Annotated in this window: 23 protein-coding genes; 16 read left to right on the forward strand and 7 right to left on the reverse strand. The window is 61.9% G+C overall.

The genetic code is table 11. The features are described 5' to 3' along the window. Positions 1 to 110: 110 nt before the first annotated feature. The 9 genes from liaF to aroF all read left to right on the forward strand — a co-directional run bounded on the left by liaF (position 111) and on the right by aroF (position 10,314). Entirely contained in the window at positions 111 to 1,124 is a 1,014-nt protein-coding gene (gene liaF / locus KJQ12_RS16045) for a cell wall-active antibiotics response protein LiaF (protein WP_213485906.1), read from the forward strand. A 6-nt stretch (positions 1,125 to 1,130) separates the two neighbouring features. Further along, positions 1,131 to 2,171: a HAMP domain-containing sensor histidine kinase gene (locus tag KJQ12_RS16050; protein ID WP_213485909.1), complete on the forward strand. Its 1,041-nt coding sequence runs from the start codon at positions 1,131 to 1,133 to the stop codon at positions 2,169 to 2,171. After that, on the forward strand, positions 2,164 to 2,835 hold the full coding sequence (locus KJQ12_RS16055) for a response regulator (protein ID WP_015255534.1): 672 nt from the start codon (positions 2,164 to 2,166) through the stop codon (positions 2,833 to 2,835). The genes KJQ12_RS16050 and KJQ12_RS16055 overlap by 8 nt, the downstream gene beginning before the upstream one ends. Positions 2,836 to 2,953: 118 nt before the next feature. Next, positions 2,954 to 3,373 (forward strand): YugN-like family protein, encoded by a 420-nt coding sequence (locus KJQ12_RS16060; RefSeq protein ID WP_213485912.1) that lies wholly within the window; start codon positions 2,954 to 2,956, stop codon positions 3,371 to 3,373. 248 nt (positions 3,374 to 3,621) lie between these two features. Continuing rightward, positions 3,622 to 5,256 (forward strand): S1C family serine protease, encoded by a 1,635-nt coding sequence (locus KJQ12_RS16065; RefSeq protein ID WP_213485915.1) that lies wholly within the window; start codon positions 3,622 to 3,624, stop codon positions 5,254 to 5,256. Positions 5,257 to 5,361: 105 nt separating this feature from the next. Continuing rightward, positions 5,362 to 6,054 (forward strand): response regulator transcription factor, encoded by a 693-nt coding sequence (locus KJQ12_RS16070; protein WP_015255531.1) that lies wholly within the window; start codon positions 5,362 to 5,364, stop codon positions 6,052 to 6,054. After that, positions 6,054 to 7,652 (forward strand): sensor histidine kinase, encoded by a 1,599-nt coding sequence (locus tag KJQ12_RS19780; protein WP_015255530.1) that lies wholly within the window; start codon positions 6,054 to 6,056, stop codon positions 7,650 to 7,652. The genes KJQ12_RS16070 and KJQ12_RS19780 overlap by 1 nt, the downstream gene beginning before the upstream one ends. Positions 7,653 to 7,789: 137 nt before the next feature. Next, the gene (locus KJQ12_RS16080) at positions 7,790 to 8,740 is read left to right on the forward strand and encodes a 4-hydroxy-3-methylbut-2-enyl diphosphate reductase (protein WP_213485917.1); all 951 of its coding nucleotides are present in this window, start codon (positions 7,790 to 7,792) and stop codon (positions 8,738 to 8,740) included. A 512-nt stretch (positions 8,741 to 9,252) separates the two neighbouring features. Beyond that, on the forward strand, positions 9,253 to 10,314 hold the full coding sequence (gene aroF / locus KJQ12_RS16085; RefSeq protein ID WP_015255528.1) for a 3-deoxy-7-phosphoheptulonate synthase: 1,062 nt from the start codon (positions 9,253 to 9,255) through the stop codon (positions 10,312 to 10,314). Positions 10,315 to 10,373: 59 nt separating this feature from the next. Here aroF and KJQ12_RS16090 read toward each other — a convergent pair whose 3' ends face one another. Next, entirely contained in the window at positions 10,374 to 10,976 is a 603-nt protein-coding gene (locus KJQ12_RS16090) for a TetR/AcrR family transcriptional regulator (RefSeq protein ID WP_015255527.1), read from the reverse strand. A 101-nt stretch (positions 10,977 to 11,077) separates the two neighbouring features. Beyond that, the gene (locus tag KJQ12_RS16095; RefSeq protein WP_213485919.1) at positions 11,078 to 12,244 is read right to left on the reverse strand and encodes a YhgE/Pip domain-containing protein; all 1,167 of its coding nucleotides are present in this window, start codon (positions 12,242 to 12,244) and stop codon (positions 11,078 to 11,080) included. A 323-nt stretch (positions 12,245 to 12,567) separates the two neighbouring features. Between KJQ12_RS16095 and glnA the strand changes: the two genes are divergently transcribed. Then, positions 12,568 to 13,992, forward strand: a complete 1,425-nt coding sequence (glnA, locus tag KJQ12_RS16100) for a type I glutamate--ammonia ligase (protein WP_213485921.1) — start codon at positions 12,568 to 12,570, stop codon at positions 13,990 to 13,992. A gap of 99 nt (positions 13,993 to 14,091) precedes the next feature. Here the strand turns inward: glnA and thpR are convergent, their stop codons facing one another. After that, positions 14,092 to 14,655 (reverse strand): RNA 2',3'-cyclic phosphodiesterase, encoded by a 564-nt coding sequence (gene thpR, locus KJQ12_RS16105; protein WP_213485924.1) that lies wholly within the window; start codon positions 14,653 to 14,655, stop codon positions 14,092 to 14,094. A 114-nt stretch (positions 14,656 to 14,769) separates the two neighbouring features. Here thpR and serC point away from each other — a divergent pair, with 114 nt between their 5' ends. Further along, positions 14,770 to 15,858 (forward strand): 3-phosphoserine/phosphohydroxythreonine transaminase, encoded by a 1,089-nt coding sequence (serC, locus tag KJQ12_RS16110; RefSeq protein WP_213485934.1) that lies wholly within the window; start codon positions 14,770 to 14,772, stop codon positions 15,856 to 15,858. Positions 15,859 to 15,941: 83 nt separating this feature from the next. Here serC and KJQ12_RS16115 read toward each other — a convergent pair whose 3' ends face one another. Continuing rightward, the gene (locus KJQ12_RS16115) at positions 15,942 to 16,652 is read right to left on the reverse strand and encodes a response regulator transcription factor (RefSeq protein WP_015255521.1); all 711 of its coding nucleotides are present in this window, start codon (positions 16,650 to 16,652) and stop codon (positions 15,942 to 15,944) included. Positions 16,653 to 16,780: 128 nt separating this feature from the next. Here KJQ12_RS16115 and trmL point away from each other — a divergent pair, with 128 nt between their 5' ends. Both trmL and KJQ12_RS16125 read left to right on the forward strand, forming a co-directional pair. Beyond that, a complete protein-coding gene (gene trmL, locus KJQ12_RS16120) occupies positions 16,781 to 17,245 on the forward strand; it encodes a tRNA (uridine(34)/cytosine(34)/5-carboxymethylaminomethyluridine(34)-2'-O)-methyltransferase TrmL (RefSeq protein ID WP_015255520.1) in 465 nt (154 codons plus the stop codon). A gap of 137 nt (positions 17,246 to 17,382) precedes the next feature. Then, positions 17,383 to 17,631 (forward strand): AbrB/MazE/SpoVT family DNA-binding domain-containing protein, encoded by a 249-nt coding sequence (locus KJQ12_RS16125; RefSeq protein ID WP_015255519.1) that lies wholly within the window; start codon positions 17,383 to 17,385, stop codon positions 17,629 to 17,631. A 235-nt stretch (positions 17,632 to 17,866) separates the two neighbouring features. Here KJQ12_RS16125 and KJQ12_RS16130 read toward each other — a convergent pair whose 3' ends face one another. Further along, the gene (locus KJQ12_RS16130; protein ID WP_213485937.1) at positions 17,867 to 18,670 is read right to left on the reverse strand and encodes a DUF2161 domain-containing phosphodiesterase; all 804 of its coding nucleotides are present in this window, start codon (positions 18,668 to 18,670) and stop codon (positions 17,867 to 17,869) included. Positions 18,671 to 18,962: 292 nt separating this feature from the next. Here KJQ12_RS16130 and KJQ12_RS16135 point away from each other — a divergent pair, with 292 nt between their 5' ends. Further along, on the forward strand, positions 18,963 to 20,858 hold the full coding sequence (locus tag KJQ12_RS16135) for a PrkA family serine protein kinase (RefSeq protein ID WP_015255516.1): 1,896 nt from the start codon (positions 18,963 to 18,965) through the stop codon (positions 20,856 to 20,858). A gap of 193 nt (positions 20,859 to 21,051) precedes the next feature. On the opposite strand, the gene KJQ12_RS16140 is transcribed toward KJQ12_RS16135, so the two are convergent. Continuing rightward, the gene (locus KJQ12_RS16140; RefSeq protein ID WP_213485940.1) at positions 21,052 to 21,939 is read right to left on the reverse strand and encodes a LysR family transcriptional regulator; all 888 of its coding nucleotides are present in this window, start codon (positions 21,937 to 21,939) and stop codon (positions 21,052 to 21,054) included. A gap of 123 nt (positions 21,940 to 22,062) precedes the next feature. Here KJQ12_RS16140 and thrC point away from each other — a divergent pair, with 123 nt between their 5' ends. Continuing rightward, positions 22,063 to 23,310: a threonine synthase gene (gene thrC, locus KJQ12_RS16145; RefSeq protein ID WP_213485943.1), complete on the forward strand. Its 1,248-nt coding sequence runs from the start codon at positions 22,063 to 22,065 to the stop codon at positions 23,308 to 23,310. A 40-nt stretch (positions 23,311 to 23,350) separates the two neighbouring features. Here thrC and KJQ12_RS16150 read toward each other — a convergent pair whose 3' ends face one another. Further along, a complete protein-coding gene (locus tag KJQ12_RS16150; protein WP_213485946.1) occupies positions 23,351 to 24,799 on the reverse strand; it encodes a SpoVR family protein in 1,449 nt (482 codons plus the stop codon). Between the two features lie 212 nt (positions 24,800 to 25,011). Between KJQ12_RS16150 and KJQ12_RS16155 the strand changes: the two genes are divergently transcribed. Beyond that, on the forward strand, positions 25,012 to 26,034 hold the full coding sequence (locus tag KJQ12_RS16155; protein WP_213485948.1) for a globin-coupled sensor protein: 1,023 nt from the start codon (positions 25,012 to 25,014) through the stop codon (positions 26,032 to 26,034). The last annotated feature ends 113 nt before the right edge of the window (positions 26,035 to 26,147 follow it).

Raw genomic sequence — 26,147 nt, forward strand, 5'->3', positions numbered from 1 at the left:
CAGGCGGCTCGGTCTCCAGACCGAGCCGCCGTTCATTCGCGGGGTCCTTCCCGGCATGTCAAGATTCCATGTATACTGGACGTACCACATAAGCAGCAGGAGAGATGGACATGAACATGAAAATATTCGGGCGGGTCTTCTGGGGGCTGGTGCTGCTCGCCATCGGCGGCCTGTTCCTGCTACGGCAACTGAATCTGCTCCCTTTCGATTTCGATATCGGATTTCTGTTCTCGACGTTCTGGCCGATCATTCTGATCGCCATCGGCTTGCAGAGCCTGGTCAGCGGCGGCGGCTGGTGGGGCATGATCCTGGTCGGGCTCGGCGCGTTCTTCCAGCTTCAGAATCTGAATTTCATCCATTTGTCGCTCGGCGAAGTGATCCGGTACGGCTGGCCGGTGCTGCTGATCATCTGGGGGCTCAACATGATTTTCCGGCCGGGAAGGAAGAAGAGAAGCGAAGGCGGCTGGCAATCGTATCCGCCGAAAACGGGAGGTCCCTACCATGGCGGCGAACGCCCGGTTCCGCCTCCGCCTCCGCTCCATCCGAATCCGCTCGACCTCGATTACGAGCCGCCGAAAACCGGTGACACCGGCGCGGACGGACACGCCGGGACAAGCGGGCATCATGGAGCGGGCGGGCATCACGGTCCAAGCGGCTGGAACGGCGCGGGCGGCTGGAACGGTCCGGGCGGAAGACCGAAACATGCGGCGGATGACGATCGGCCGGACTGGATGCCCAACCTGAACGCCGAGAATCGCAGCGGGTTCATCGGCGACATTCATCTCGGCGGCGACTACTGGGAGCTGCGGCCGATGAACATTTCGCTGTTCATCGGGGACACGGTGCTCGACCTGACGAAAGCCCAGATTCCGCTCGGCGAGACGCGCATCAACGTTTCTTCGTTCATCGGCGACGTCAAGGTGTTCGTGCCGAACGACCGCGATCTGGGCATCAGCGTCACCTCCAACTCGTTCATCGGGGATACGCGGGTGCTGGATCGGCATGAGGGCGGATTTTTCAAAAACGTGAAGTTCGAGACGCCTTATTATCATGAAGCGGACAAACGGATCCGGCTGATCGTCAGCTCGTTCATCGGCGACGTCCGCATCGTGAAGGTGGGATAATCGCCGATGTTGACGCGGATATGGCGCAGCAGCAAGTGGGAGCTTATTCTCATCGTGCTCGGGTCCTCGCTGATCTCGACGGCCATCGCGGCCGTCGGCACGTTCTATGCGGAGGCGGTGCTTCCGCCGGGCGACTGGCGCTCGGCGGCGGCGGCCGCTTTCGTGCTGGTGAACATCGCGATCGGCTACTGGGCGGCGCAGCGGATTCAGCGGCGCATCGACGCCCTTCACTTCGCGATCAAGCAGGCGGTAAACGGCAATCTTGCCGTCCGCATCCCGGAAGACAGCGCGCGTTCGTTCGCGCCGGTCTATCGGGATTTCAACGAGATGGCGGCCAAGCTCGAGGAGCGGCTGCAGCTTCTGCAGCGCATGGGCGAAGAGCAGGTGATGCGGGAGGCGGCATCCAATGAAGCGGCCGTGCTGGAGGAGCGCAAGCGGCTGGCCCGGGATCTGCACGACACGGTCAGCCAGCAGCTGTTCGCCATCCATGTGTCGGCGTCGTCGCTGCCGAAGCTGCTGGAGATCAATCGCGAGCGAGCGGAAGAAGTGATGCGGCAGCTCATCGAGATGTCGAACTCGGCGCAGCGGCAGATGCGCGGGCTGATTGCGCAGCTCCGTCCGCTCGAGCTTGAAGGCCGTTCGCTCCGCGAAGCGCTCGAGAAATGGTTCCCGGATTACTGCCGGCAGAACGGGCTGCAGGGCGAGCTGCGCTGGGACATCGACAGCCCGCTCTCGGAAGCGAAGGAGCATCAGCTCTTCCTGATCATCCAGGAAGCGATGGCGAATATCGTGAAGCATGCCGAAGCGCAGCGGGTGCAGCTGCACGCGACGGAGACGGAAAGGCAGTATGCGGTCACCCTGCAGGATGACGGCGCGGGATTCCGGACCGATCAGGTGAAAGCGGGATCTTACGGACTGACGACGATGCGCGAGCGGGCGCAGAAGCTCGGGGGCGATACGGAAATCATCAGCAAGACCGGCTCCGGCACGCGCATCCGCGTCACGATACCGAAGTACGGAAACGAAGAGAGGGAGACGCATGGGTGAAACGGCTGAATACCGCATCATGATTGTGGACGACCACGACATGGTCCGGACGGGCCTCAAGACGTATCTGATGCTGGAACCGAAATTTGAAGTGTGCGCCGAGGCGGGCAGCGGCGAGGAAGCGCTGAAGGCGCTGGAGACGCTGGAGCCGGACAGGCTGCCGCACATCATTCTGATGGACCTGATGATGCCGGGGATGGACGGCGTCGAGACGACGCGCGCGGTGCTGGCGCGCTGGCCCGGCATCCGGATCGTCATGCTGACGAGTTTCCTCGAGGACGACAAGGTGGTCGCGGCCGTCGAGGCCGGCGCCACCAGCTACGTGCTGAAGACCGTCTCCGCGGAAGAGCTGATCTACGCGCTGAACGGCGCCGTCCGCGGCATGCCGGTCATGACGAGCGATGTCTCGCAGGCGCTCACGCGCGGACTGCGGCAGCGCAACGCCCAGGAGGCGGATGAAGGGCTGACCGAGCGGGAGAAGGAAGTGCTGCTGCTCATTGCGGAAGGCCGCTCCAACAAGGAGATCGCCGACGAGCTGCACATCAGCATCAAGACGGTCAAGACGCACGTCAGCAATCTGCTCATGAAGTGCGAGCTGGAAGACCGTACGCAGCTTGCCGTCTACGCCCATCGCAAAGGGCTGGTGAAGCCCGCGGGGCGGTAAGCGCCGGCCGATGCGCGGTTCACGGCCCGGCCGATTGCGTGTCGCCTGCATATTCATGCGGAAGTGCGGGCATGCTGATGGTATGCCAATTCATGCCTGAAAGGGTCGGTCGCAGGCGATGATACCACTCGATTCGAAGCTTGAGAATCAGGAGTTCAAATTCGTCGACGTCCGCAGCGTCCTGGGCGAACTCGGCTTCACGCTCGGCGGCGGCTGGGAGTACGACGGCGGATGTTTCGACCGGGTGCTGGACGGGGAGAAGCGGGAGATGTGGCTCAGGCTGCCGTTCACCGCAACGTTCGGCCACATTGACGCCGAACAGGAAGACAGCGACGCGGTCATCCGTTTCGGCAAGCCGTACGCGCTGCGCCATGTCTACCAGGACGGCATAGACGAAGGCGCGGGCATGCGGCTGACCGCCGGCCTGATCGATCAATTCGCGGCCCCGGAGGACCCGGACGCCCGGATCGGCCCGGAATGGGCGGAGCGGGCGGCGGAGATGCTGCGGGTCGCGGAATCGGCGCTGCTCCGGAACTGACGCGCCGGCTTCAAGGATGCTTGGGGTTTGCAGACTGCGTGGGTAGAAAGCTGGACCGTCGGAGAGTCCCGGCAGCAGGCGGGATTCTCCTTTTTATTTGGCGGATGTCGTCTGTTTTCGCGCCGGCGTGTTTTTATTTGTCTTTTAACCTGGTTTAAGATTGAATTAATGTTGAAATGGCATGCTGGATATCACAGAGGCGACAATTTCGCGCAGCGAATGGGATACGGCAAGGAGGAGAGGCAACGATGGACGACAAGAACAATGTGAATCGGCCTTACGACGATTTCTTCCGTCGGCCCGAAGAGCGAAGCGGCCTGAACGGCCGGGCCGGTGAGGAAGGCAGCGGGGCCGCGGACGGCGGCGCGGATGCCTTTGGCGGTGCGGCAGAAGCCGGCAAGGGTCTTTCGGCCGCATCGGGCGGCACGGCGGACGCCGCGGGCGGCACGGCTGCGAAGCCGGTCTATTACTACTCCTACGGCCCGTTCCGCTCCGGCGGCACGGATCGGGATGCTTCGGACGCCGAACCGGTGATCCGGCGCGAGGCCGCGGCGGCGGAAAGAAATGACGCCGGCATGGTTGCCCGTCCCGCTCCGGCAGTGCGGACGTGGACGGTCAGGGAGCGCCGGCGCGGCTCGTGGTGGGGGCCCGTGGCCGCTTTTCTGGCGGGCATCCTGCTCACCGGCAGCCTTATGATCGCATCCGACCGGCTGAACCTGTTCACCGGCTCCGACCAGGCGCTGGCGCAGAGCCCGTCGGCCGGCGGAGCGGCGAATCCCGGTGCGGCGCCGGAAGGCAGCACGGCCGCGGCTTCGTCCGGCGGTACGGTGTCGAACGCGGTGGATGTGGTGCGGCCGAACAACATTGCGAAGATCGTCGAGCAATCGAGTCCCGCCGTCGTGAAGATCGAGACTTATGCCAAGACGCGTTCCCGCGCCGGCGGCAACAGCCTGTTTGACGATCCGTTCTTCCGGCAATTCTTCGGCGATTCGTACCGCATTCCGACGGAGAATGAGGACAGCCAGCAATTGCGGCCGAGCGGTCTCGGTTCCGGATTTTTCTTCGACAAGGAAGGCTACATCCTGACCAACCAGCACGTGGTCGGCGGCGCGGACAAAATCATGGTGACGGTGCTCGGCTACAAGGAACCGTTCGAGGCGGAGATGCTCGGTTCCAGCTACGATCTCGACCTCGCGGTGCTGAAAATCAAGGGCGACAAGGATTTTCCGACGCTGCCGCTCGGCGATTCGGACACGATCAACGTCGGCGAGTGGGTCGTCGCGATCGGCAACCCGAACGGCTTCGACCATACGGTGACGGTCGGCGTGCTGAGCGCGAAGGAGCGGCCGATCACGATCCAGGACACGGAAGGCACGCGGCAGTACCAGCATCTGCTGCAGACGGACGCGTCGATCAACCCCGGCAACTCCGGCGGTCCGCTCATCAACCTGGCGGGTGAAGTGATCGGGATCAACACGGCGGTGTCCACGACGGCCCAAGGCATCGGCTTCGCGATTCCGACCAGCACGATTGTCGGCGTGCTTGATAATTTGAAGGAGAACAAGCCGGTGCCGCAGCCGTTCATCGGCGCGACGCTGCAGGACCTCACCGAGACCGCGGCGCGTCAGCTCGGCCTGAAAGACACGAAGGGCTCGGTCGTCGTCAACATCCTCTACAACTCGCCGGCCTACAAGGCGGACCTGCGCCAATATGACGTCATTGTCGGCATGGACGGCCAAAAGTATGATACGACGCAGGATTTGATCCGGGCGATCCAGAATAAGAAAGTGGGCGAAAAGGCGGTGCTGGATGTCATCCGCGGCGGCAACCAGGTACAGATTACGGTGGAAATCGGAGACAAGAACGATTTCAATGTGCAGTAACGTGCAGTGAGGCTTGTAGCAAGGATACGCTCGGCATGACAAGCGCAGCAGGCTTACGGCCGGTCTGCGCTTCTCGCATGTCCGAAAGCTGCAGGGGGAGTGCGGATGAGAGCGAAAATACTGGTGGTGGACGACGACGAGAAGATCACGTCCCTGCTCAGGAGAAGCCTGACGTTCGAAGGCTACGACGTCTTGACGGCGCAGGACGGGCGGGCGGGCCTGCAGACGATGCTGGAGACCGAGCCCGATCTCGTCGTGCTGGACGTCATGATGCCGAACCTTGACGGCTGGGAAGTCTGCGAGCGCATCCGGAAGAGCGGAAGCAAGGTGCCGATCCTGATGCTGACGGCGAAGGATGAAGTGAAAGACCGCGTCAAAGGACTCGACCTTGGCGCCGACGATTATCTGGTGAAGCCGTTCGCCCTGGAGGAGCTGCTGGCCCGCGTGAGGGCCTTGCTGCGCCGCGGCAGCGGCGGTGCGGAGGCGTCCGCAGGCCGGCTCGTCTTCGAGGATCTCGTGCTCGACCTGGATTCGCGCGAGGCGATCCGCGGCGGGCGGACGTTCGAGCTGACGAGCAAGGAGTTCGATCTGCTCCATCTGTTCATGTCCAACCCGCGGCGCGTACTCACCCGCGAGACGATCATGGAGAAGATCTGGGGCTACGATTACAGCGGCGAATCGAACGTGCTCGAAGTGTACATCGCCATGCTGCGCCAGAAGATGGAGGAGGGCGGCGAGAAGCGGCTGATCCAGACGGTGCGCGGCACCGGCTACGTGCTTAAGGGAGAGAGCGGTTAATGTCCATCCGGCTGCGGCTGACGCTGTGGTATTCGGGTCTGCTGGCGTTCACGATGCTGGTGCTCGGCGTCGCCATCTATTTGTTCGTATATTACAACACCTATGACAATACGCGGGAACAACTGCGCAGCCAATTCAATCAATTGAACGTGCGCGTCTCCTACAATCTGTTCCGCGATCTCCGGCTGGACCTGAGCGGCCGGCTCGGTTATGAAGGCACCTATGTGCAGCTGGTCAATTATGCGAACGGCGAGATCCGGTCTTCGGCGCTGTCGGTGGACGGCACGGAGGTTCATTTTCCGTATCCCGAACTGAAGGATTCGCCGAAGGAAGGGTACACGCGCTTCACGGCGTTCGGCTACCCGTTCATGGCTTACCAGTATCCGATCCCGTTGCCGAACGGCGAAGTGGTCGGCTTGCTGCAGGTCATTGCCAATACGCAGGCGGAAGACGCTTTTCTGGACGGACTCAGAACCATACTGATCATCACGTCGCTGGCCGTCATTCTGATCGCGTTCACGATCGGCCTGTTCATCGCGGATAAGGCGCTCCGCCCGATCGAGGAGGTCATCCAGGCGACGAACCGGATCGAGAACGGGGCGAACCTCAGCGTGCGCATCGCGCGGAGCGGGCCGAACGACGAGATGGGGCGGCTGACGGATACGCTGAACGGCATGCTGGCCCGGCTCGAGCGGGCATACAACGATCTGGAAGAGGCATACAAGGCGCAGCGCCGGTTCGTCTCGGACGCTTCGCATGAGCTGCGCACGCCGCTGACGACGATCCGCGGCAACATTGACCTGCTCGAACGGATGTGGCGGGCCAGTGCGGACCGCCTTGAGGCGCCGGGCGAAGCGGAAGGCGGAGCGCGCGGCGCGGTTGGCGGCGAAGCAGCCGGCGAGGCCGGCGGAACGGTTGCCTCCGCCGGGGGCGGCGCAGCAGCGGCCGGCGGTTCCGGCGCTCCTGCCGGCCGAACGGGCGGGCCGGGTCAGGGCGCAGCGATCGTGCTTGATGCCGAGCGCGCGGCGCTCTCGCTGGAGGCGATGCGGGACATCGCCGAAGAGGCCGAGCGGATGAGCCGGCTCGTCTCGGACCTGTTGTCCCTGGCGCGCGCCGACGCCGGCTATGTGATGGAGAAGACCGAGATCGAACTGCTGCCGATCGTGGAGGAAGCGGCGAAGGGCGCGGTGCATCTGCCGCGCAAGGCGGATTTTCGCGTCGGCGACCTGTCGCCGCTTGAAGGCGTGAAGGTTCTCGGCAACGCCGATTATCTCCGTCAGCTGCTGTTCATTTTCATCGAGAACGCCTTCAAATATACGCCGTCCGGCCACGTCCTGCTCGAAGCGGCGCGGGAGGCCGATCAGGTCGGCCTGGTCATCGCCGATACCGGGATCGGCATGAACAGCGACGAGGTGCCGCATATTTTCGAGCGGTTCTACCGGGCGGATCTGTCGCGCGGCAAAACCGCCGGCACCGGACTCGGGCTGGCGATCGCGAAGTGGATCATCGACGAGCACCGCGGATCGGTCGAAGTCCGCACGCGGCAAGGGGAAGGCACGACGTTTGTGATCTGGCTGCCCGTTTTGCTTCCCGAATAAGTTGTGCCGAGTCAAAACGGAAGCGCCTGTCCATGGGGCAGGCGCCAGTCGCTTTTGCCGGATGGCGTCCGATTCCGTTATAATGAATGAAGCGGACCGGACGAACGGATGAGCCGGTCGGAAAGCGGTGAGTACTCATGGAAGTCGTCAAAATATCGCCCCGCGGCTATTGCTACGGCGTCGTCGACGCGATGGTGCTGGCGCTGCAGACGGCGCGGAACCTGGATCTGCCGCGGCCGATCCATATTCTCGGCATGATCGTGCACAACCGGCATGTGACGGAGGCGTTCGAGCGGGAAGGCATCATTACGCTGGACGGCGAGAACCGGCTCGAGATTCTGGACCGGATCGACCGGGGCACCGTCATCTTCACGGCGCACGGGGTGGCGCCGGAAGTGCGGCGGAAAGCCAGGGAGAAAGGGTTGACGGTCGTCGACGCGACCTGCCCGGACGTGACGAAGACGCACGACCTGATCCGCGAGAAGACGGCGGAAGGCTACGAGATCGTCTATATCGGCAAGAAGGGGCATCCCGAGCCGGAAGGCGCGATCGGCATCGCGCCGGATCGCGTGCACCTGATCGAGACGGAGGCGGACATCGACCGGCTCGATATCCGCACGGACAAAGTCGTCATCACGAACCAGACGACGATGTCGCAGTGGGATGTCCGCGGTCTCGTCGCCAAGCTGCTGGAGCGCTATCCCGCCGCCGAAGTGCACAACGAGATCTGCCTTGCCACGCAGCTTCGCCAGGAAGCCGTCGCCGAGCAGGCGAAGCAGGCCGATCTGTGCATCGTCGTCGGGGATCCGCGCAGCAACAATTCGAACCGGCTTGCGCAGGTTGCGGAGGAGATCGCCGGCGTCAAGGCGTACCGCGTCGCGGACGTGACCGAGATCAAGCGCGAATGGCTGGAAGGCGTCCGACGGGTGGCCGTCACCTCGGGGGCGTCGACGCCGACGCCGATCACGAAGGAAGTGATCGCGTACCTGGAGCAGTACGATCCGGAGAAGCCCGAGACATGGGAGATCAAGCGCACGGTGAACCCGGCCAAGCTGCTGCCGACCGTGCGCAGCCGGTCGGAGGAATAGAGGTTAGGATGTTGCCCTGCAGGCGGCGTCGCGTGGATGCGGCGCCGTTATTTGCATGGGGAGGATAGCCGCAACGAAACTGACACACTTTATTCGATGCTAAACAGGCAAAACAGCGGTGTACGGTTTCGTGAGCCCATGCTCTGAGACGGAGGAGCGGCGGAGGCTTGGAGAAACATCAGACCTCGCGGACGGTCTCGACTACGCCGGCACGAACGCCCAACGGAATTCAGAGCCGTTATTTTGCGGATTTTCCCAGTTTGGAAATGCTAACGGAACAGGGTAAGCTTATTTGCCCGACGCGGACGGATTTCGCCCTATTCGAGCGCCGATAAGGTCTTCTGGTTCCGTTATCGTGCCAAAACCGCTTCAACCGTAATAAATAAAGACTGTGCGTTCCGATGCAATTTCGCCTTGACGAAACGGGTGTCATGCTCTATATTTACTTTAACGGATAAAAGCATAAAAGCTTAAAAGCGTATAAGCGTTGAAGCGTGAAAGGAGCCAGCGTCATGATTGTGGTAACCAAGCCGGATATCAGCGACGAACGCATTGAGGAGATCGTACAGTACATCGAACGGGCGGGCGTGCAGCCCCATGTGTCGAGAGGCACCGACCGGACGGTCATCGGCATCATCGGCAAGGCCGACCCGTCGCTTGCCGAACATCTGCGTTCCATGCGCGGGGTAGAGGATGTGATCAAGATTTCGAAGTCCTACAAGCTCGCGAGCCGCGATTTTCATCCGGACGATACGGTCATCGAGATCAAGGGCGTGAAAATCGGCGGCGACGAGCTCGTCGTCATGGGGGGGCCGTGCGCCGTCGAATCGCCCGAACAGATCGATGAGATTGCCCGGCTCGTCAAGGCGGCGGGCGGCCAGATTCTGCGCGGCGGCGCGTTCAAGCCGCGCACCGGCCCGTACAGCTTCCAGGGCATCGGCGTGGAAGGCCTGATCATGATGGCCGAAGCCGGCCGCAAGCACGGCCTGCTCACGATCACGGAAGTGATGACGCCCGAGTACGTCGACATCTGCGCCGAATACGCCGACATTCTGCAAGTCGGCACGCGCAACATGCAGAACTTCGATCTGCTCCGCAAGCTCGGCACGATCAAGACGCCGGTTCTGCTCAAGCGCGGCTTCAGCGCCACCTACGACGAGTTCTTGAACGCGGCGGAATACATTCTCGCCGGCGGCAACCCGAACGTCATCCTGTGCGAGCGCGGCATCCGGACGTTCGAGCCTTACACGCGCAATACGCTCGATCTGGCCGCGATTCCGTCGCTGAAGACGCTCAGCCATCTGCCGATCATCTCCGACCCGAGCCACGGCACCGGCCGCCGGGAACTGGTCGAGCCGATGGCGAAGGCGTCGGTCGCCGCGGGCGCGGACGGTCTGATCATCGAGATGCACACCGACCCGGACAATTCGATGACGGGCGACGGCGTACAATCGCTCTTCCCGGACCAGTTCGCCGCGCTGCTGAAAGATCTGGAGAAGCTCGCTCCGATCGTCGGCAAACGGTTCGACACGCCGAAGGCGCCGGCGGAAGCGTTCCGCGAGTGGAAGAAATAAAACGCAAAGCCCTGAATCGGGAGAAGATCCCGCATTCAGGGCTTTGATCTTGTCGACCGTTATGCTCCGGTGTAGCCGAGCCCGCGCAACACGAACGCGGTCAGCTCCTCCGTCAGCCGCTCATAGTATTCCGCCGGATCGGCGATGTCGAGCAGCGGTCCGAAATGGTCAATCTTGTTTTGGAACAAAATGGCGCCGAGTACGGACAGGAGCACATGATCCTTCGACCCGTAGGAGAATATGCCCTGCTTCCGTCCTTCCTCAATTGCCTGCAGCAGACGGCGCCAGACCGGAAAAGCGTGCTTGCGGATCAAGTCGCGCCGCGGCGAGTCGATCATCGTCTCCTGCTGCATGATCGCGATCATCTCCGGCTCCGACAGCTGAAACGCGACCACCCCCGCCACAATCTGGCGGACCGCCTCCGCCGGGTCGGCCATCGGCTGCGCGATCGCCTCCTCGATTCGCCGATGCGGCAGCGCCGTCTCGAACAGGGCGGCGAACACATTTTCCTTGCCGCCGAAGTGGTAGGAGATGAGGGCGATGTTGGCGCCGGCTTCCTCGCAGATTTGCCGGACGGTCGTCGCTTCATAGCCGTGTCTTGCGAACAGTTTCTTCGCCGCCGTCAAAATGCGCGTCTTCACATCCGGACCGTCCGCCTTCATCTTCAACCCTCCGTCCTGAAGTTATCTATCTTCATTATGCCGTGCCCGTTTGGAGGGCGCAACCGGAAGCGGGACGGTGCGCATCGCCCGGTCCGATGCGGTCAGTTCATGTTCAGGTCCGGAGATTTGACAGCGGCGGCTTGCACGGAAGGTCTCCGGATTGCGGTGGAAGCCGCGCCCAGAAGCAGCGCCGCGGCCAGGATGGCCAGCAAGCCGAGCGCTGCCCGGTCGGCCGGCGGTCCGCCAAACAGCAGATTCATCGCGCCTTCCACCGCATAGGTTGCCGGGAATACCTCGCTGATGGAACGGTAGAAATCCGGCAGCAGCTCGCGCGGCATCATCGCGCCTGACGAGACGAGCTGCATCGAGAGCAGCAGGATGTTGAACAGCATGCCGGCCATGCCGAACAGCATGAGGAACAACTGGGAAACGAGGATGAACGCCAGAATGAACAACGCCTCGAAGCCCCACAGCGCGAAGAAACCGCCGGCGGACTGGCCGCCCAGGCCAAGGACGAGCGACACTCCGATGAGGGAAACGATGACGGCCGCCGCGGCGTTGATGACCATGCGCGCCCCGAACCGCTGCCAACGGCCGATTCCCATTGCTGCCGCCGCCATGTTCGATTGTTCCAGGTTCATGCCCATGATCATGACGCCCACGTAGGAGGCGAGCACGATCATCATCGGCACCATCTGGTTGTTGATGCCCTGCACGGGGTTCGTGTACGTGATGTCCGCGGTTACGCGTTCAGACAGGGTTTCGGCCATCGTTCGGGTCTGCTCTTCCGTCATCTGCAGCTGAGAGAGCATTTGCCGCGCACCCGTCATGATCGCCTGCCGGTTGACGGAAGCCGTGATTTGGGCGGCGACCTGGGCCATCATGTTCTTGATCATCATCGGGTTCGATTCATTGATCGTGAATTCCAGCGCGGCCGTTCCGTCCGCTGCCGCCGCCTTCGCCGAGAAATCCGGCGGGATGCGCACGAGCATCTGGATGCCCCGATATTCGAGCTGCCGCGCCGCTTCGGCCGGATCGTCCAACTCGCGCACCCGGACGGGCAGCCCGTCCTTCAATTGCCGAACGATCGCCTCTCCCCACCGGGAGTCTTCATTGACGATGCCGATCACGAGCCTTTCTGTCCGGTCCTGCATACCGTCGTAGCCCGTCATCCAGACGACGGTAAAAATAAGCTGGAACAGCAGCGCCGCTGCGATGCCGATGATCGTTGTCGGCTGTTTCGCCAGCGCCCGCAATGCATTTTTCAATCGGATCTCCCTCCACAAACAGATTTAAACAAATGTTTTAAACATAAGTTTAAATTGTATTTCCAAAATCCGTGCGTGTCAACCGGAGATGCCGTTTGTATGCAGGTCAGAACGATTTCTTCGCTGTTGAAACAGGCTTTTCAGCGGCTTTGTCGGACATTCTTCAAACAAGTGTAAGTTAATATAACATATTAGCGAAAAAATACATGACATAGCTATTGACGCAGCAGGAATTCAAGCACTATAATAACGACAGATTATTTGAAAAGTTGAACGTTCGGCGTTCAATTTTACGCAATCGTTCGGGAATGGAGGAAAAACCCATGGGTGCGCAACAAGTTTTGGAGACGATTAAAGAGAAAAATGTCCAGTTCGTCGATTTCCGCTTCACGGACCTGGCCGGCCGCTCGCATCACATCACGCTTCCGGCTGACCAAGTCGATGAAGATACGTTCGTGAACGGCGTCGCGTTCGACGGTTCCTCGATCCCGGGATTCCGCGGCATCGAAGAGTCGGACATGGTCATGATGCCGGACCCGGAGACGTCCTACATCGACCCGTTCACCGAGCATCCGACGCTGATCGTCACGTGCAACATCTACACGCCGGACGGCGAACGGTATGACCGCGACCCGCGGAGCATCGCACAGAAGGCGGAAGAATATCTGAAGAGCACCGGCATCGGCACGGCGGCCTACTTCGCGCCGGAATCGGAATTCTTCATCTTCGACGATGTCCGTTTCACGAGCGGCATGAACAAATCTTTCTATGAAGTCGACTCCGAGGAAGGGTTCTGGAACACGGGACGGACGGAAGAAGGCGGCAACCTGGGCTTCAAGGTCCGCGTCAAGGGCGGCTACGTTCCGGTGCAGCCGGTGGATTCGCAGCAGGACATCCGTTCCGAAATGGTGCGGCTGATGCAGGAAGCGGGTCTGAAAGTCGAGCGCCATCACCATGAAGTCGCAACCGCCGGTCAGGGCGAAATCAATTTCCGTTTCGACACGCTGACGAAAACGGCCGACAACCTGATGAAGTACAAATACATCATCCACAACACGGCTCGCCAATACGGCAAGGTCGCAACGTTCATGCCGAAACCGCTGTTCGGCGACAACGGCAGCGGCATGCACGTGCACCAGTCGATCTTCAACGGCGATACGCCGCTCTTCTATGAGAAAGGCGCCTACGCGAACCTGAGCGAGCTCGCGCTGAACTACATCGGCGGCATCCTGTTCCACGCGCCGGCGCTGATCGCGCTGACGAACCCGTCGACGAACTCGTTCAAGCGCCTCGTGCCGGGTTATGAAGCGCCGGTCAACCTCGTGTTCTCGAAGGGCAACCGTTCCGCGGCCATCCGGATTCCGGTCGCTGCGGTTACGCCGAAAGGCTGCCGGATCGAATTCCGTACGCCCGACTCGACGGCTAACCCGTATCTCGCGTTCGCTGCCATGCTGCTGGCCGGCCTGGACGGCATCAAGCGGAAGATCGATCCGCGGGCGCTGGGCTACGGTCCGCTCGACAAGAACATCTACGAGCTGTCCGATGAAGAGAAGCGCGAAATCCGCAGCGTGCCGGGCTCGCTCGACGAAGCGCTCAATGCGCTGGAAGCGGACCACGAGTTCCTGACGGCAGGCGGCGTATTCACCGAAGGCTTCATCGAAAACTATATCGCGTTCAAGCGTGCAGAAGCGAAGGACGTGGCCATCCGCACGCATCCGCACGAATACAGCCTGTACTTCGATTGCTGATTGCCGGCGGGAGGCATCGGTTCAAGCCGCGTCTCACCGCTTCGCATAACGGCAGAGCGCCCCGGCGGCCGTCGCAAGACGGACCGGGGCGCTCTTGTGCTATTCACCGAACGGCGCCCGATGGAGGATCTCGTACATCGGGGAATGGCCGAGCCGGCTGCGGAACAGGCAGGCGTCCCGCGCGGTCCAGGACGCGCCGAACGTCTCGGCCGCCGCTGACGCCGGGTTCCATGGCGCTGCGCCCGCGTACTTGCGCGCGAGCGTCAGATGCGGCCGGTAGGGGCGCGCATCCGGCTGGAAGCCGATCGCTTGCGCGAGCGCGCTGCCGAGCGCGGCGTGCAGCGCGCGGAGCGGCTCGAGCCGTCCGGCGGGCAGCACATGCAGCACGGCCGGACGGGCCGGCGGTCCGAAGGTGCCGAGGCCGCGCAGCTCCACGTCGAACGGGCGGGCGCCGGCCGCCGACTCGTCCAGCGCGCGGACGATCGCGGGGATCCGGTCCGCGTCCGTCTCGCCGATAAAATGCAATGTGATATGCCAATCATCCGGATGCGCCCAACGGGCGAAGGCGAATCGCTCCCGCCATCCGTCCAGCCGCATGAGCAGCTGCCGGCGGACGTCATCCGGAACGGCCAGGCCGATGAAGAGACGCTGCTTCTCGCTCAAAACCATTCCTCCTCGCATGGTATCGGGTGCATCTTTTCCCGCTTCCGTCACTTGATGCCTTTCCGCTTTCTTTGTTATCATAACCTATCATAGACAAGAGCAGGAGTGGAATCGGTGAGCGATCGCAGACACAACTTTAACGCCGGTCCGGCCGCGCTTCCGCTGGAAGTGCTGCAGCAGGCGCAGGAGCAGTTCGTCAATTACGGCGGCGCCGGCATGTCCATCATGGAAATGTCGCACCGCAGCGGCATTTACGAGCAGCTGAACAACGAGACCCAGGCGCTGATGCGGGAATTGCTGAACATTCCCGACCATTATCATGTATTGTTCCTCCAGGGGGGCGCAAGCACGCAGTTCGCGATGGTGCCGCTCAATCTGCTGACCGGCGGACGGGTCGCGGCTTATGTCGAGACCGGCAGCTGGGCGTCGAAGGCGCTCAAGGAAGCGAAGCTCATCGGCGAGACCGCCATTGTCGCCACTTCGAAACCCGACGAGTATCGCCGCATGCCCGATCTAACCAATCTCGTCCTGCCCGAGGGCGCAGCCTATGTGCATATGACGTCGAACGAGACGATCCAGGGGACGCAGTTCAAGTCGTTCCCCGATACGGGCAGCGTGCCGCTCGTCGCCGACATGTCGAGCGACATCATGAGCCGTCCGCTCGATATTTCGAAATTCGGCCTCATTTACGCGGGAGCGCAGAAAAATCTCGGCCCGTCCGGCGTCACCGTCGTCATCATCCGGGACGATCTCGCGTCCGGCGCGCCGGAGCATGTGCCGACGATGCTGCGCTATGATACGCACGTGAAGAATGAGTCGCTGTACAATACGCCGCCGACGTTCTCCGTCTATATGGTCAACCTGGTGCTGAAATGGATCAAGGCGAAGGGCGGGGTGGCCGCCATCGAGAAGGCGAACGCCGAGAAAGCGGCCCTGATCTATGACGAGATCGACCGGAGCGGCGGTTTCTACCGCGGCTTCGCCCATCCGGAGAGCCGGTCGCCGATGAACATCACGTTCCGCATTGCGGACGAAGCGCTGGAGCCGCTGTTCGTGAAGGAATCGGAGAAGGAAGGTTTCGTCGGCCTGAAAGGCCACCGCAGCGTCGGCGGGCTTCGGGCTTCCGCCTACAACGCGGTGCCGTATGAAAGCTGCAAGGCGCTCGCGGAGTTCATGGCCGATTTCCGCCGCCGCCACGGTTGATCCGCGGCGGGCGACAATCGAACCCAAGGAAGAACCGCCCTCATCCCCTGCCGGAGCGAGGGCGGTTGCTTGTCGGAAGGCGCTCACGCCGTCGGCTCATCCGGCGGACCGGTCAGCTTGTAGCCTACGCTGCGCACGGTCATGATATACTCCGGCGAGCGGGCGTTCTTCTCGATCTTGTCGCGCAGATGGCTGATGTGGACGTCGACGATCCGGGTGTCGCCGACGATCGGGCAGTCCCAGACACCGTGCAGGATCTGCCGGCGGCTCAGCACTTTGCCGCGGCGGCGGCACATGAAGAGCAGCAGGTCGAATTCCTTCGGCGTCAGCTCGACCGGACGTCCGTCCAGTTCGACTTCGCGCGCGTCGGCGCGCACGGTCAGCCGGCCGATCCGGTGCACGCCTTCGCTTTCCGTCCGGGCCGGCTCCCCGGTTCTGCGGAAGATCGCGCCGATGCGCGCGATGAGCTCCTGCGGGCTGAACGGCTTCGTCATATAATCGTCCGCTCCGCCCGCAAGTCCGGCGATCCGGTCGGACACGTCGTGCAGCGCGGTCAGCATGATGACGGGCACTTCGTTCTTCTCCCGCCGCAGCCGGCGGCATACTTCCAAGCCGTCCATCCGGGGAAGCATCCGGTCGAGCACGATCAGATCCGGCCGGAAAGGTCCGAGCGCGTCGAAAACGGCTTCGCCGTCGGACACGCATCTGACGTCGTAACCGGCAAGCTGCAGATTGTATTCCAGCAGCGCGGCAATGGACGGTTCATCATCCACGACGAGAATGCGTCTGCGCACGTTCCATCCCCCTTCGTCGTCCGCTGTTTTCCATTATGGCGGCCGAGGTTGAGGGATGAATCAAAGCTGCGTTAAATCCATGTAAAAATCACGCGATCCGGCATAATGTTGAAAAGAGGAGGACCGGCATGCCGCTGCATATCGTGCTCGTCGAGCCGGAGATTCCGGCCAACACCGGCAACATCGCCCGTTCATGCGCCGCAACCGGCACGCACCTGCATCTTGTGCATCCGCTCGGATTCCGCACGGATGACGCGTCGCTGAAGCGGGCCGGCCTGGATTATTGGCCCGCGGTCCATGTGGAGCATCACGACTCGTTCGAAGAGGTGCGGAAGAAGTACCCGGACGGCAGATTTTTTTTCACCAGCACGAGGGCCGTGAAACGGTACACCGATTTCGAATTCCGGGACGGCGACTTCTTCGTGTTCGGCAAGGAGACGAAAGGGCTGCCGCAGGAGCTGCTCGACGCGAATCCCGAGACGTGCATGCGCCTGCCGATCACGGACAAGGTGCGCTCGCTCAACCTGTCGAACTCGGCGGCGATCGTCCTGTACGAAGCGCTCCGGCAGCTCGGATTTCCAAACATGAGGTAGACAGAATAGTTGCATGATATTAAGCAAAATTTTGGCTGGAGAAGGAAAAGCCGCTTCCTGATCGAAAGCTTATCGTAACGCAAGGTTTCTACATACGTACAAGACAGACGGATACGGACACAGGAGAGGTGATATATGTGAAACCGGCAGGCGTTGTGCGCAAGGTCGACCAACTGGGACGCATCGTGCTTCCCAAGTCGCTGCGCAAGAGGTATCAGATGAATGAAGGAGATCCCGTGGAGATATTGGTGCAAGGCGACCACATCATCCTGGAGCGCTACCGGCCGCGCTGCGTGTTCTGCGGTTCGATGGACCAGGTCCGGGAGTTCAAGGAACGCTATCTCTGCGCGGCATGCATGAGCGAAATGGCTTCGCTTCGCAAGTGACAGGAAATTTCCGCGAGCAATAGTTGAAGCTTCCCGAATGTCGGGAAGCTTCTTGTTTTTACAGGCCTTTCGTCTTGTCGTCGTTATACCCGGCCGTCAGGATCGGCACGATCATCAGCAGCATGACGATCATCACAATCCAGAAAGCGGTACTCATCGCGGACACCTCCAATAGCTTCCCTTATTATACCCGATTGCCGGACAAATGAAAACGAGTTCGCCTGTGAACATCTTGTTACGCGTCAGCCGGATCCGGGACGGCGGCGGATGCGGTTTCCGCGGCGAGCCCGGTCTCTGCGGCGAGATCGTTCTCCGCGGCGGCCGGCGCCCATGCCTTCAGGACGTCCGCGTACTCGCGGAGCGCCTTCCGTCCTTCCGCGGCGAGACGGTACACGCCCTTCGCCGGATGCTCGAACCAGCCGTAGTGGTTGTCCCGCAGGATGTCATTCGCCCGGGCGCAGCCGGCCAGTTCGCGCACGCGCCGGGGCGGCGCCTCGCCGCCTTCGGCGGCCAGCGCCCAGGCGCAGCGCAGCGCTTGTTCGCGGTACGCCGTCACCAGCTTGCGCTGCGTGCTGCCGCCGACGTTGTAGTCGCCGCTCCGCGCGGCAAACTCGGCCATGAGCCGCTCCCGCCGCTTGCGGCGGATACCCCGGAGCGGCGGTTCGCCCGGCTCGGCGAGCCATTCGACCAGCGGCGCCTTCGTCTTGAAGAACGTGACGGTCATCAGCCCCAGCCCGAGCCGGCGGCACAGCTCCGCGAGGTCGCCGAACCGCTGGCCAACCGCCCCGGACTTCTTCCGGTTCCGCTCGACGGCCAGGACGACGTTGTCGGCCAGCCGCTGGCGCTCGATGCCCTGCAGCAGCAGCTCGAGGTTGAACGAGCGTTTCAGCTCGACGATGACGGTCTCCTCCTCTCCGCCTTCGCCCCGCCGCACGGCGACAAGGTCGCAGTGCAGCACCTCGCTCTTCACCTCATAGCCCCGCGCTTCGAAGTATGCCCGCACCGGCGCGTACAATTCGGTCTCGTGTCGGACGGCCACCGCAGTCGCTCCTTTCCGGTCTGTCAGATCCGTCTCCATGCGCGTTCCATGCGCGGCAAGCCCATTATACCACGATGCGCGCCGGATGTAGGGAAACCAGTCGTTTTATGGGAGATTGATGAAGGAAATATGGAGCAATTTCGGTTCCGGCCATGCATATCTATGTATTACTGCGGCAGGCTCGGGGCAGTGTTCACCGCATGCGGGAACCATTCCGCGCGTCTGCAGAAGGCTTCGGCGTCGGCCGGGGGCCGCGCAGGGGCGGGCGGAATAGTCGAGAGGAGGTGCGGCTGTGGATATTTTCAAACGGATCGCAGAATATAACGCCGAAAACGAAAAATTGAACTGGACCGGGACGTTCCGCGATTATATCGAACTGCTGCGCAAAGATCCATCGCCGGCCATGACGGCGCATGCACGGGTCTACGAGATGCTGAAATCCTACGGTGTCGAGGAAATAGACGGCCGCAAGCGCTACAAATTTTTCGAACGCGAGATCTTCGGGCTGGATCGGGCGCTCGAACGGCTGGTCGAGGAATATTTCCATTCCGCCGCCAAGAGGCTTGACGTGCGCAAGCGGATTCTGCTCCTGATGGGCCCGGTGAGCGGCGGCAAATCGACGATCGTGACGATGCTGAAGCGGGGGCTCGAGCAGTTCTCGAAGACGGACAAAGGGGCCGTCTACGCGATCAAAGGCTGCCCGATGCACGAAGAACCGCTTCATCTTATTCCGCACGAGCTGCGTCCGGAAGTGGAGCAGGAGCTGGGCGTCCGGATCGAAGGCAACCTCTGCCCGTCGTGCGCGATGCGGCTGAAAACCGAATATGGCGGCGACATCGAGAATGTCCTGGTCGAGCGGGTGATCATCTCGGAAGAAAACCGCGTCGGCATCGGCACGTTCAGTCCATCCGATCCGAAGTCGCAGGACATTGCGGATTTGACCGGCAGCATCGACTTCTCCACCATCACGGAATACGGTTCGGAGTCCGACCCGCGCGCGTACCGGTTCGACGGCGAGCTCAACAAGGCGAACCGGGGCATCATGGAGTTCCAGGAGATGCTGAAGTGCGACGAGAAGTTTCTGTGGCATCTGCTGTCGCTGACGCAGGAGGGCAACTTCAAGGCGGGACGGTTCGCGCTCATTTCGGCCGATGAACTGATCATCGCGCACACGAACGAAGCGGAGTACAAGGCGTTCATCGCGAACAAGAAGAACGAGGCGCTCCAGTCGCGGATGATCGTCATGCCGATCCCCTACAATCTGAAGGTGTCGGAAGAGGAGAAAATTTACGCGAAGCTGATTGCCCAGAGCGACATGAAGCATGTCCACATCGCCCCGCACGCGCTGCGCGCCGCCGCCATCTTCACGATTCTGACGCGGCTGAAGGAATCGAAGAAGCAGGGCATGGACCTGGTCAAGAAAATGCGCATGTACGACGGGGAAGAAGTCGAAGGATTCAAGGAAGCCGATCTGAAGGAGATGCAGGACGAGTATCTGGAGGAAGGCATGTCGGGCATCGACCCGCGCCATGTCATCAACCGGATCTCGAGCGCGCTCATCAAGCAGGATCTCCAGTGCATCAACGCCCTCGACGTGCTGCGCGCGCTGAAGGACGGATTGGATCAGCATCCTTCGATCACGAAGGAGGAGCGCGAGAGATATCTGAATTTTATCTCCATTGCCCGCAAGGAGTATGACAACCTCGCCAAAAAGGAAGTGCAGAAGGCGTTCGTCTATTCGTTCGAAGAGTCGGCGCGGACGCTGTTCGAGAACTATCTCGACAACATCGAGGCGTATTGCAACTGGACGAAGCTGAAAGACCCGCTCACCGGCGAAGAGCTCGACCCCGACGAGCGGCTGATGCGGTCGATCGAGGAGCAGATCGGCATCTCCGAGAACGCGAAGAAGGCGTTCCGCGAGGAGATTCTGATCCGCATCTCGTCGTACTCGCGGCGCGGCAAGAAGTTCGACTACTCCAGCCACGAGCGGCTGCGGGAGGCGATCGAGAAGAAGCTGTTCGCCGATCTGAAGGACATCGTGAAAATCACGACCTCGACGAAGACGCCGGACGAAAATCAGCTCAAGCGGATCAACGAGGTGACGAAGCGGCTGATCGACGAACACGGCTACTGCCCGGTCTGCGCGAACGAGCTGCTGCGCTATGTCGGCAGCCTGCTGAACCGGTAAAGCGCGGGACGGTATCCCCGCCGGGCTTGCGGCCCGCGGGGATTTTTCATGCCTTACGCCCGATTGCGTTGAGACTGTTAACGAATCGGACAAGTCTTATGTGTGACCATCAGCGGCGCTGTGGAATCGCAACGAAACGGAGACACCTGCAGGAGGCAAATAAGCGCGCTCCGTTTCGTAAGGTTGTCTCCGGTTAACGAAACGCCGCGAGAATATGATCCAGACACAGGCGGGCCGCGGGTGACAGCGGCTCGCCTTGCCGTGTATAGAGGGCGATCGGATTGACGGCGTGCGCGTCCGGCACATGAATGACGGTAAGCTCGCCGCGTGCCAGCTCGTCCCGCACTTCGAGGGCGGAGACGAAGGCGATGCCGCAGCCGGCCTTCACGGCACGGAGCGTCTCGTACGGGCCGCTGGCCGTCAGGCCGACACGGGGGAGGCCGGCGTTCAGCGTCCGGCAGCAGGCCAGCAGCTTCTCGCGCGTTGAGCTGCCTTCTTCACGGAGGACGAACGGATGCCGCACGACCTCGGCCAGCGGGACCGACCGGCCCGCGAGCGGATGGCCGGACGTGGCGGCGAAGAGCATCTCGTCCTCGATGAGCGGCGTGCAATCGAGGCCGGCGGGCGCCGGCCGGCCGCCGCCGACGACGGCGAAGTCGGCTTCGCAGCGGAGCAGCATGTCGAACGCCGCCCGCGAGTTGACCGTCGTCAGCGACAGTTCGACTTCACCGCGTCCGGCCCTGAAGGAGGCGAGCGGTCCGGGCAGCAGATGGTTCGCCGGCAGATACGTGGCGGCGATGCGCACGCTGCCGGACTTGCCTTCCCGGTACTCGGCGAGCATGCGCTCGATGTCGGCTTCCAGGCTGAACAGCCGCATGGCGCGTTCCGCGAGAAGGCGGCCGGCTTCGGTCAGCCGGACGCCGCGGCCGTCCGCTTCGAGCAGACGCAGATCCAGCTCGGCTTCGAGCTTGCGAATCTGCGACGTGACGGCCGGCTGGCTGATGCGGAGCCGTTCCGCGGCCCGCGTCACGCTGCCCGCTTCGGCGACCGCATGGAACAGGCGAAGGGCGTGAAGATTCATGACGGCGGTCTCCTTCTTGAACACATAACTAATAGTTATGGATTCATTATAACAATATATTATACTTATTGTTCGTTCTCCGCTATGGTTAAAGCAAGAACCATGCGGGAGGCGACGGAACAAATGGAACTGGTCTGCATCGAATGCGGCAAAGCGCGGAGACCGGAGAACCTTTTTCCGATGAGCTGCGAGTGCGGCGGGCTGTTGGAAGTCAGGCATGATTTCAGGCGGGCGGACGCGGAGAAGCTGAGGGCGCTGTTCGATTCCCGGCTCGCGCTTCGGACGGGACCCTATGCGAGCGGCGTCTGGCGGTACAAGGAGCTGATCGATCCCGAGGTGGAGGAGGCGCATATCGTCACGCGCGGCGAGGGCAACACGGGCTTGTACGACTGCGCGCCGGCCGCCCGGTATGCCGGTGTCCGGAAGGTATGGCTGAAGGCGCAGGGCGAGAACCCGAGCGGATCGTTCAAGGACAACGGGATGACCGTCGCCGTGTCGCGGGGCGCCGCGGCGGGCTTCCGGACGCTTGCCTGCGCGTCGACCGGCAACACGGCGTCGTCGCTCGCGATGTACGCGGCGTGGGCCGGCCTGCGCTGCCTCGTGCTCGTGCCGCCCGGCGGCGTCGCGGACGGCAAGCTGGCGCAGACGATCGCCTACGGCGCGGAAGTGTACGGGATCGAAGGAGGATACGATATCGGCGTCCGGCTGTTGAACCGGTACGGGGAAGAACTCGGATTCTACGTGTGCAACTCATTCAACCCGTTCCGGATCGAAGGGCAGAAAAGCATCGTCATCGAGGCGGCGCATCAGCTCGGCTGGTCGCTGCCGGACTGGATCGTGCTGCCCGGCGGGGCGCTCAGCAACGCGTCCGCGCTCGGCAAGGGGCTGCTGGAGATGAAAGCGATCGGGCTGATCGATCGGGTGCCGCGCATCGCCGTCGTGCAGGCGGAAGGGGCGAGCCCGTTCCACCGGATGATCGCCTCGGGCGGCGGGGAGCTGGTCCCCGAACCGGAGCCGCGGACGGCCGCGTCGGCCATCCGCATCGGCAACCCGCCGAGTTGGCGCAAGGCGGCGCGGGTGCTGCGCGAATGCAACGGCGTGACGTGCGCCGTCTCTGACGGGGAAATCATGGCCGCGAAGCGCGTCATCGACCGGAGCGGCATCGGCTGCGAGCCCGCCGCGGCCGCGGGGCTGGCGGGCCTTAAGATGCTGGCCGAAGGCGGCACGATCGGCCGGGACGAGACGGCCCTTGTCGTGCTGACCGGCCACCTGCTGAAGGACGCGGACGCGATCCGGATGCCGGTGCCGGGTCCCGCTCTCGAACCGCTTGCTCCGGACGAACTTTTGGCCCGTCTGGCGAGTGTCCGCTGATACGAAGAGGGCCGCGGCCTCCATGCCGCAGCCCTCTCCCTCACAGGAACCTGCGCGTCACCTTCTTCCCGTCGTGGCTGAACACGATCGGTTTGTCTTCGACGACGGTTTCGAGATGCACCGTCCGGCCCCAGAGCTTGTGCACGTAAGGCAGCGTCTTCTCGACGTATTTCAGGTCGAGCTCGACGCCCTCGTACCGGTGGGTGAGGTACAGCTCGCCCGCGCGGTTGAAGTCGCCGTCGGTGACGACGATGTACGGGAAGCCGCCGTTCACCTTCGAGGTGACGAGCTGGTCGCGGATCGCTTCCCACGATTTGTCGGTGATTTTCCATTCCTGCCCCTTCTTCTCGAACACGTACAGATCCAGCTCTTTCACCAGATCCTTCGTCAAATAGTTGCGCAGGAAGGAAATGTCCGAATCGTTCTCGCGCACTTCGAAAATTTTCGCCCGTCCCTGCCCCGGCTTCCGTCCGAACCGCTCCTGCTCTTCCTTCGTCGGATTGTCCCACCGCTTCTCGATGTCCTCGAAAATTTTCAGTCCGAGGTAATACGGGTTGATGCTGCGCCGCGACGGCGCGACGACGGCGGCGTTCAGCTTCGCGTACTCGATCGTCTCGTCGCTCGTCAGGTCCAGTTCCCGAACGATCCGCTGGTGCCAGTAGGAAGCCCAGCCTTCGTTCATGATCTTCGTCTCGATCTGCGGCCAGAAATAGAGCATCTCGTCGCGCAGCATCGACATGATGTCGCGCTGCCAATCCTCCAGCACGGTCGAATATTCCTCGATGAACCAGACGACGTCTTTCTCCGGCTGGGGCGGAAAACGGCGCTGCGGTTCCGGTTCTTGCTGCTTCTCCTTGGCCCGCTCCTCTTCGTCCAGCTCCCACAGGTCGTCGTACGGCGTCTTGCGCTCGGCGGCGCGCTCCGCCTCCCGCTCCATCTCCTTCTTCAGCATCTCGATGTACCGGTTCTTGTCGAGGCCGTACGGGCGGATCAGCGACGGATCGATATGCTCCTGGATCGCCAGCACGGCGTCGAGGAACTGCTCGACCTCATCGGCGCCGTGTTCGATCTCATAACGCCGGATGCGCTCGGCCGTCGCCGACATGCTCTCGACCATGTTGCGGTTGGACCGGCTGAAGCGGGCGTTGTTCTTGAAGAAGTCGCAGTGGGCCAGCACGTGCGCGACGATCAGCTTGTTCTGGATGAGCGAGTTGCCTTCGAGCAGGAACGCGTAGCACGGATTGGAGTTGATGACAAGCTCGTAAATTTTGCTCAGGCCGTAATCGTATTGCATCTTCATCTTCCGGAACATCTTGCCGAAGCTCCAGTGGCTGAAGCGTGTCGGCATCCCGTAGGCGCCGAACGTGTAAATGATGTCCGCCGGACAGATCTCGTACCGCATCGGATAGAAATCGAGACCGAACCCGCGGGCGATCTCGGTAATTTCGTCGATGGCTCTCTCAAGCTGCCGGATCTCGTCCTGATTCATGGCGTTCCCCCTCCCGATCGGGCAGTTCGGCTGCCGTCAGGCGGCGCCGTAGTACCCATTCTATGAGTCCGCGCGCAAAACGTATGCCGGGACAGACGCCAAAGTGCGCGCTAATGGTGAAACGTTTGAAAAATGGTGAAAATTGTCCCATTCTGGTCTATAATGGACCCGTCTGAATCCGTAATGAACCAGTAAGAAAGGCGGGAAGCATCATGAAATTGTCGGCCAAATGGCAGCAAATGATGGATTACATCGGATTAACTGACGCAGACACGACGCTCTTGCACGGAAAGACCGCCGAGTTCGACAAAATTGCGGACGCCGTTACGGACGAACTGTATCGTCGCGTGACGGCCCGTCCGGAACTGAAAGCCATCATCGAACGGCACAGTACCATCGATCGGCTGAAGCAGACGCAGCGCGCCTATTTCATGTCCATGTGCACCCAAAAAATTGATGACGCTTACATTGAGCACCGGATGCGGGTCGGCCGGATTCATTCGCGGATAGGTCTTACGACGCATTGGTATCTGGGGACCTATATGATCTATCTGGATCTGGCGGTTGCGCATCTGCGCCAGGTCTGCCCGGATGATTGGATGGACGTGACGCTTGCGCTCTCGAAAATGTTCAACCTCGATTCGCAGATCGTCCTCGAAGTTTACCAGGAGGAAGAGAAGGCGAAAGTTGAACGGCTGGCGGAGGAGCGCGGCGGCATGCTGAGCGTCATCACGTCATCGGTGCAGGAATTGTCCGCAATGTTGACCCAGCTGAGCACAAGCAGCCGTTCGGCCGCCGACAACGCGCGGCAGTCGGTGCTCGCCCAGGAGCGCTCGGGCGCGTCGATCCGGGAGCTGGAACACGAGATTCACGAAATCTCGGAAATCGGCTCCGTCATGCGGGAGCTGTCGGACCGCACGCATCTGCTCGGGCTGAACGCGGCGATTGAGGCGGCCCGCGCCGGAGAGTACGGCAGAGGTTTCGAGGTCGTCGCGGGCGAAGTGCGCAAACTGGCCGCGTCGTCGAAGGAATCGCTGGATGAAGTTCATCGGAAGCTGGACCAGATCCGGCAGTCGATCCGGACGGCGGTCGAGATCTCGGAGCAGTCCGCCGAATACGCCGGCCGGCAGGCGGCGGTCGCGGAAGAGCTGAACGCCTATGTGCAAATGATCGAACGCGTGGTGGCGGAGCTGGAGTCGCTCAGGGAAAGCGTTGCGGCGGATGTGACGAACTGAAACGAATCATCGCAAGCACGTTCAGCCGGCGGATCGCGCCGAAACCTTGCGGGAGCGCGGTTTTCAGACTGTACGACAGGCGCGTCAACGATACCGAAAAGCGTAACGGACAA

Origin of the sequence: Thermobacillus xylanilyticus (assembly GCF_907165215.1) — a bacterium.
In the GTDB taxonomy this organism is placed as follows: domain Bacteria; phylum Bacillota; class Bacilli; order Paenibacillales; family Paenibacillaceae; genus Thermobacillus; species Thermobacillus xylanilyticus.

Bases quoted from the DNA above. Each gene is read 5' to 3' on its own strand.
- KJQ12_RS16065 (WP_213485915.1), top strand. From the start codon at position 3,622: ATGGACGACAAGAACAATGTGAATCGGCCTTACGACGATTTCTTCCGT.
- KJQ12_RS16055 (WP_015255534.1), top strand. From the start codon at position 2,164: ATGGGTGAAACGGCTGAATACCGCATCATGATTGTGGACGACCACGAC.
- KJQ12_RS19780 (WP_015255530.1), top strand. From the start codon at position 6,054: ATGTCCATCCGGCTGCGGCTGACGCTGTGGTATTCGGGTCTGCTGGCG.
- KJQ12_RS16155 (WP_213485948.1), top strand. From the start codon at position 25,012: ATGAAATTGTCGGCCAAATGGCAGCAAATGATGGATTACATCGGATTA.
- KJQ12_RS16060 (WP_213485912.1), top strand. From the start codon at position 2,954: ATGATACCACTCGATTCGAAGCTTGAGAATCAGGAGTTCAAATTCGTC.
- KJQ12_RS16090 (WP_015255527.1), bottom strand. From the start codon at position 10,976: ATGAAGGCGGACGGTCCGGATGTGAAGACGCGCATTTTGACGGCGGCG.
- liaF (WP_213485906.1), top strand. From the start codon at position 111: ATGAACATGAAAATATTCGGGCGGGTCTTCTGGGGGCTGGTGCTGCTC.
- KJQ12_RS16150 (WP_213485946.1), bottom strand. From the start codon at position 24,799: ATGAATCAGGACGAGATCCGGCAGCTTGAGAGAGCCATCGACGAAATT.
- KJQ12_RS16050 (WP_213485909.1), top strand. From the start codon at position 1,131: ATGTTGACGCGGATATGGCGCAGCAGCAAGTGGGAGCTTATTCTCATC.
- glnA (WP_213485921.1), top strand. From the start codon at position 12,568: ATGGGTGCGCAACAAGTTTTGGAGACGATTAAAGAGAAAAATGTCCAG.
- thrC (WP_213485943.1), top strand. From the start codon at position 22,063: ATGGAACTGGTCTGCATCGAATGCGGCAAAGCGCGGAGACCGGAGAAC.
- aroF (WP_015255528.1), top strand. From the start codon at position 9,253: ATGATTGTGGTAACCAAGCCGGATATCAGCGACGAACGCATTGAGGAG.
- KJQ12_RS16080 (WP_213485917.1), top strand. From the start codon at position 7,790: ATGGAAGTCGTCAAAATATCGCCCCGCGGCTATTGCTACGGCGTCGTC.
- KJQ12_RS16070 (WP_015255531.1), top strand. From the start codon at position 5,362: ATGAGAGCGAAAATACTGGTGGTGGACGACGACGAGAAGATCACGTCC.
- KJQ12_RS16140 (WP_213485940.1), bottom strand. From the start codon at position 21,939: ATGAATCTTCACGCCCTTCGCCTGTTCCATGCGGTCGCCGAAGCGGGC.
- trmL (WP_015255520.1), top strand. From the start codon at position 16,781: ATGCCGCTGCATATCGTGCTCGTCGAGCCGGAGATTCCGGCCAACACC.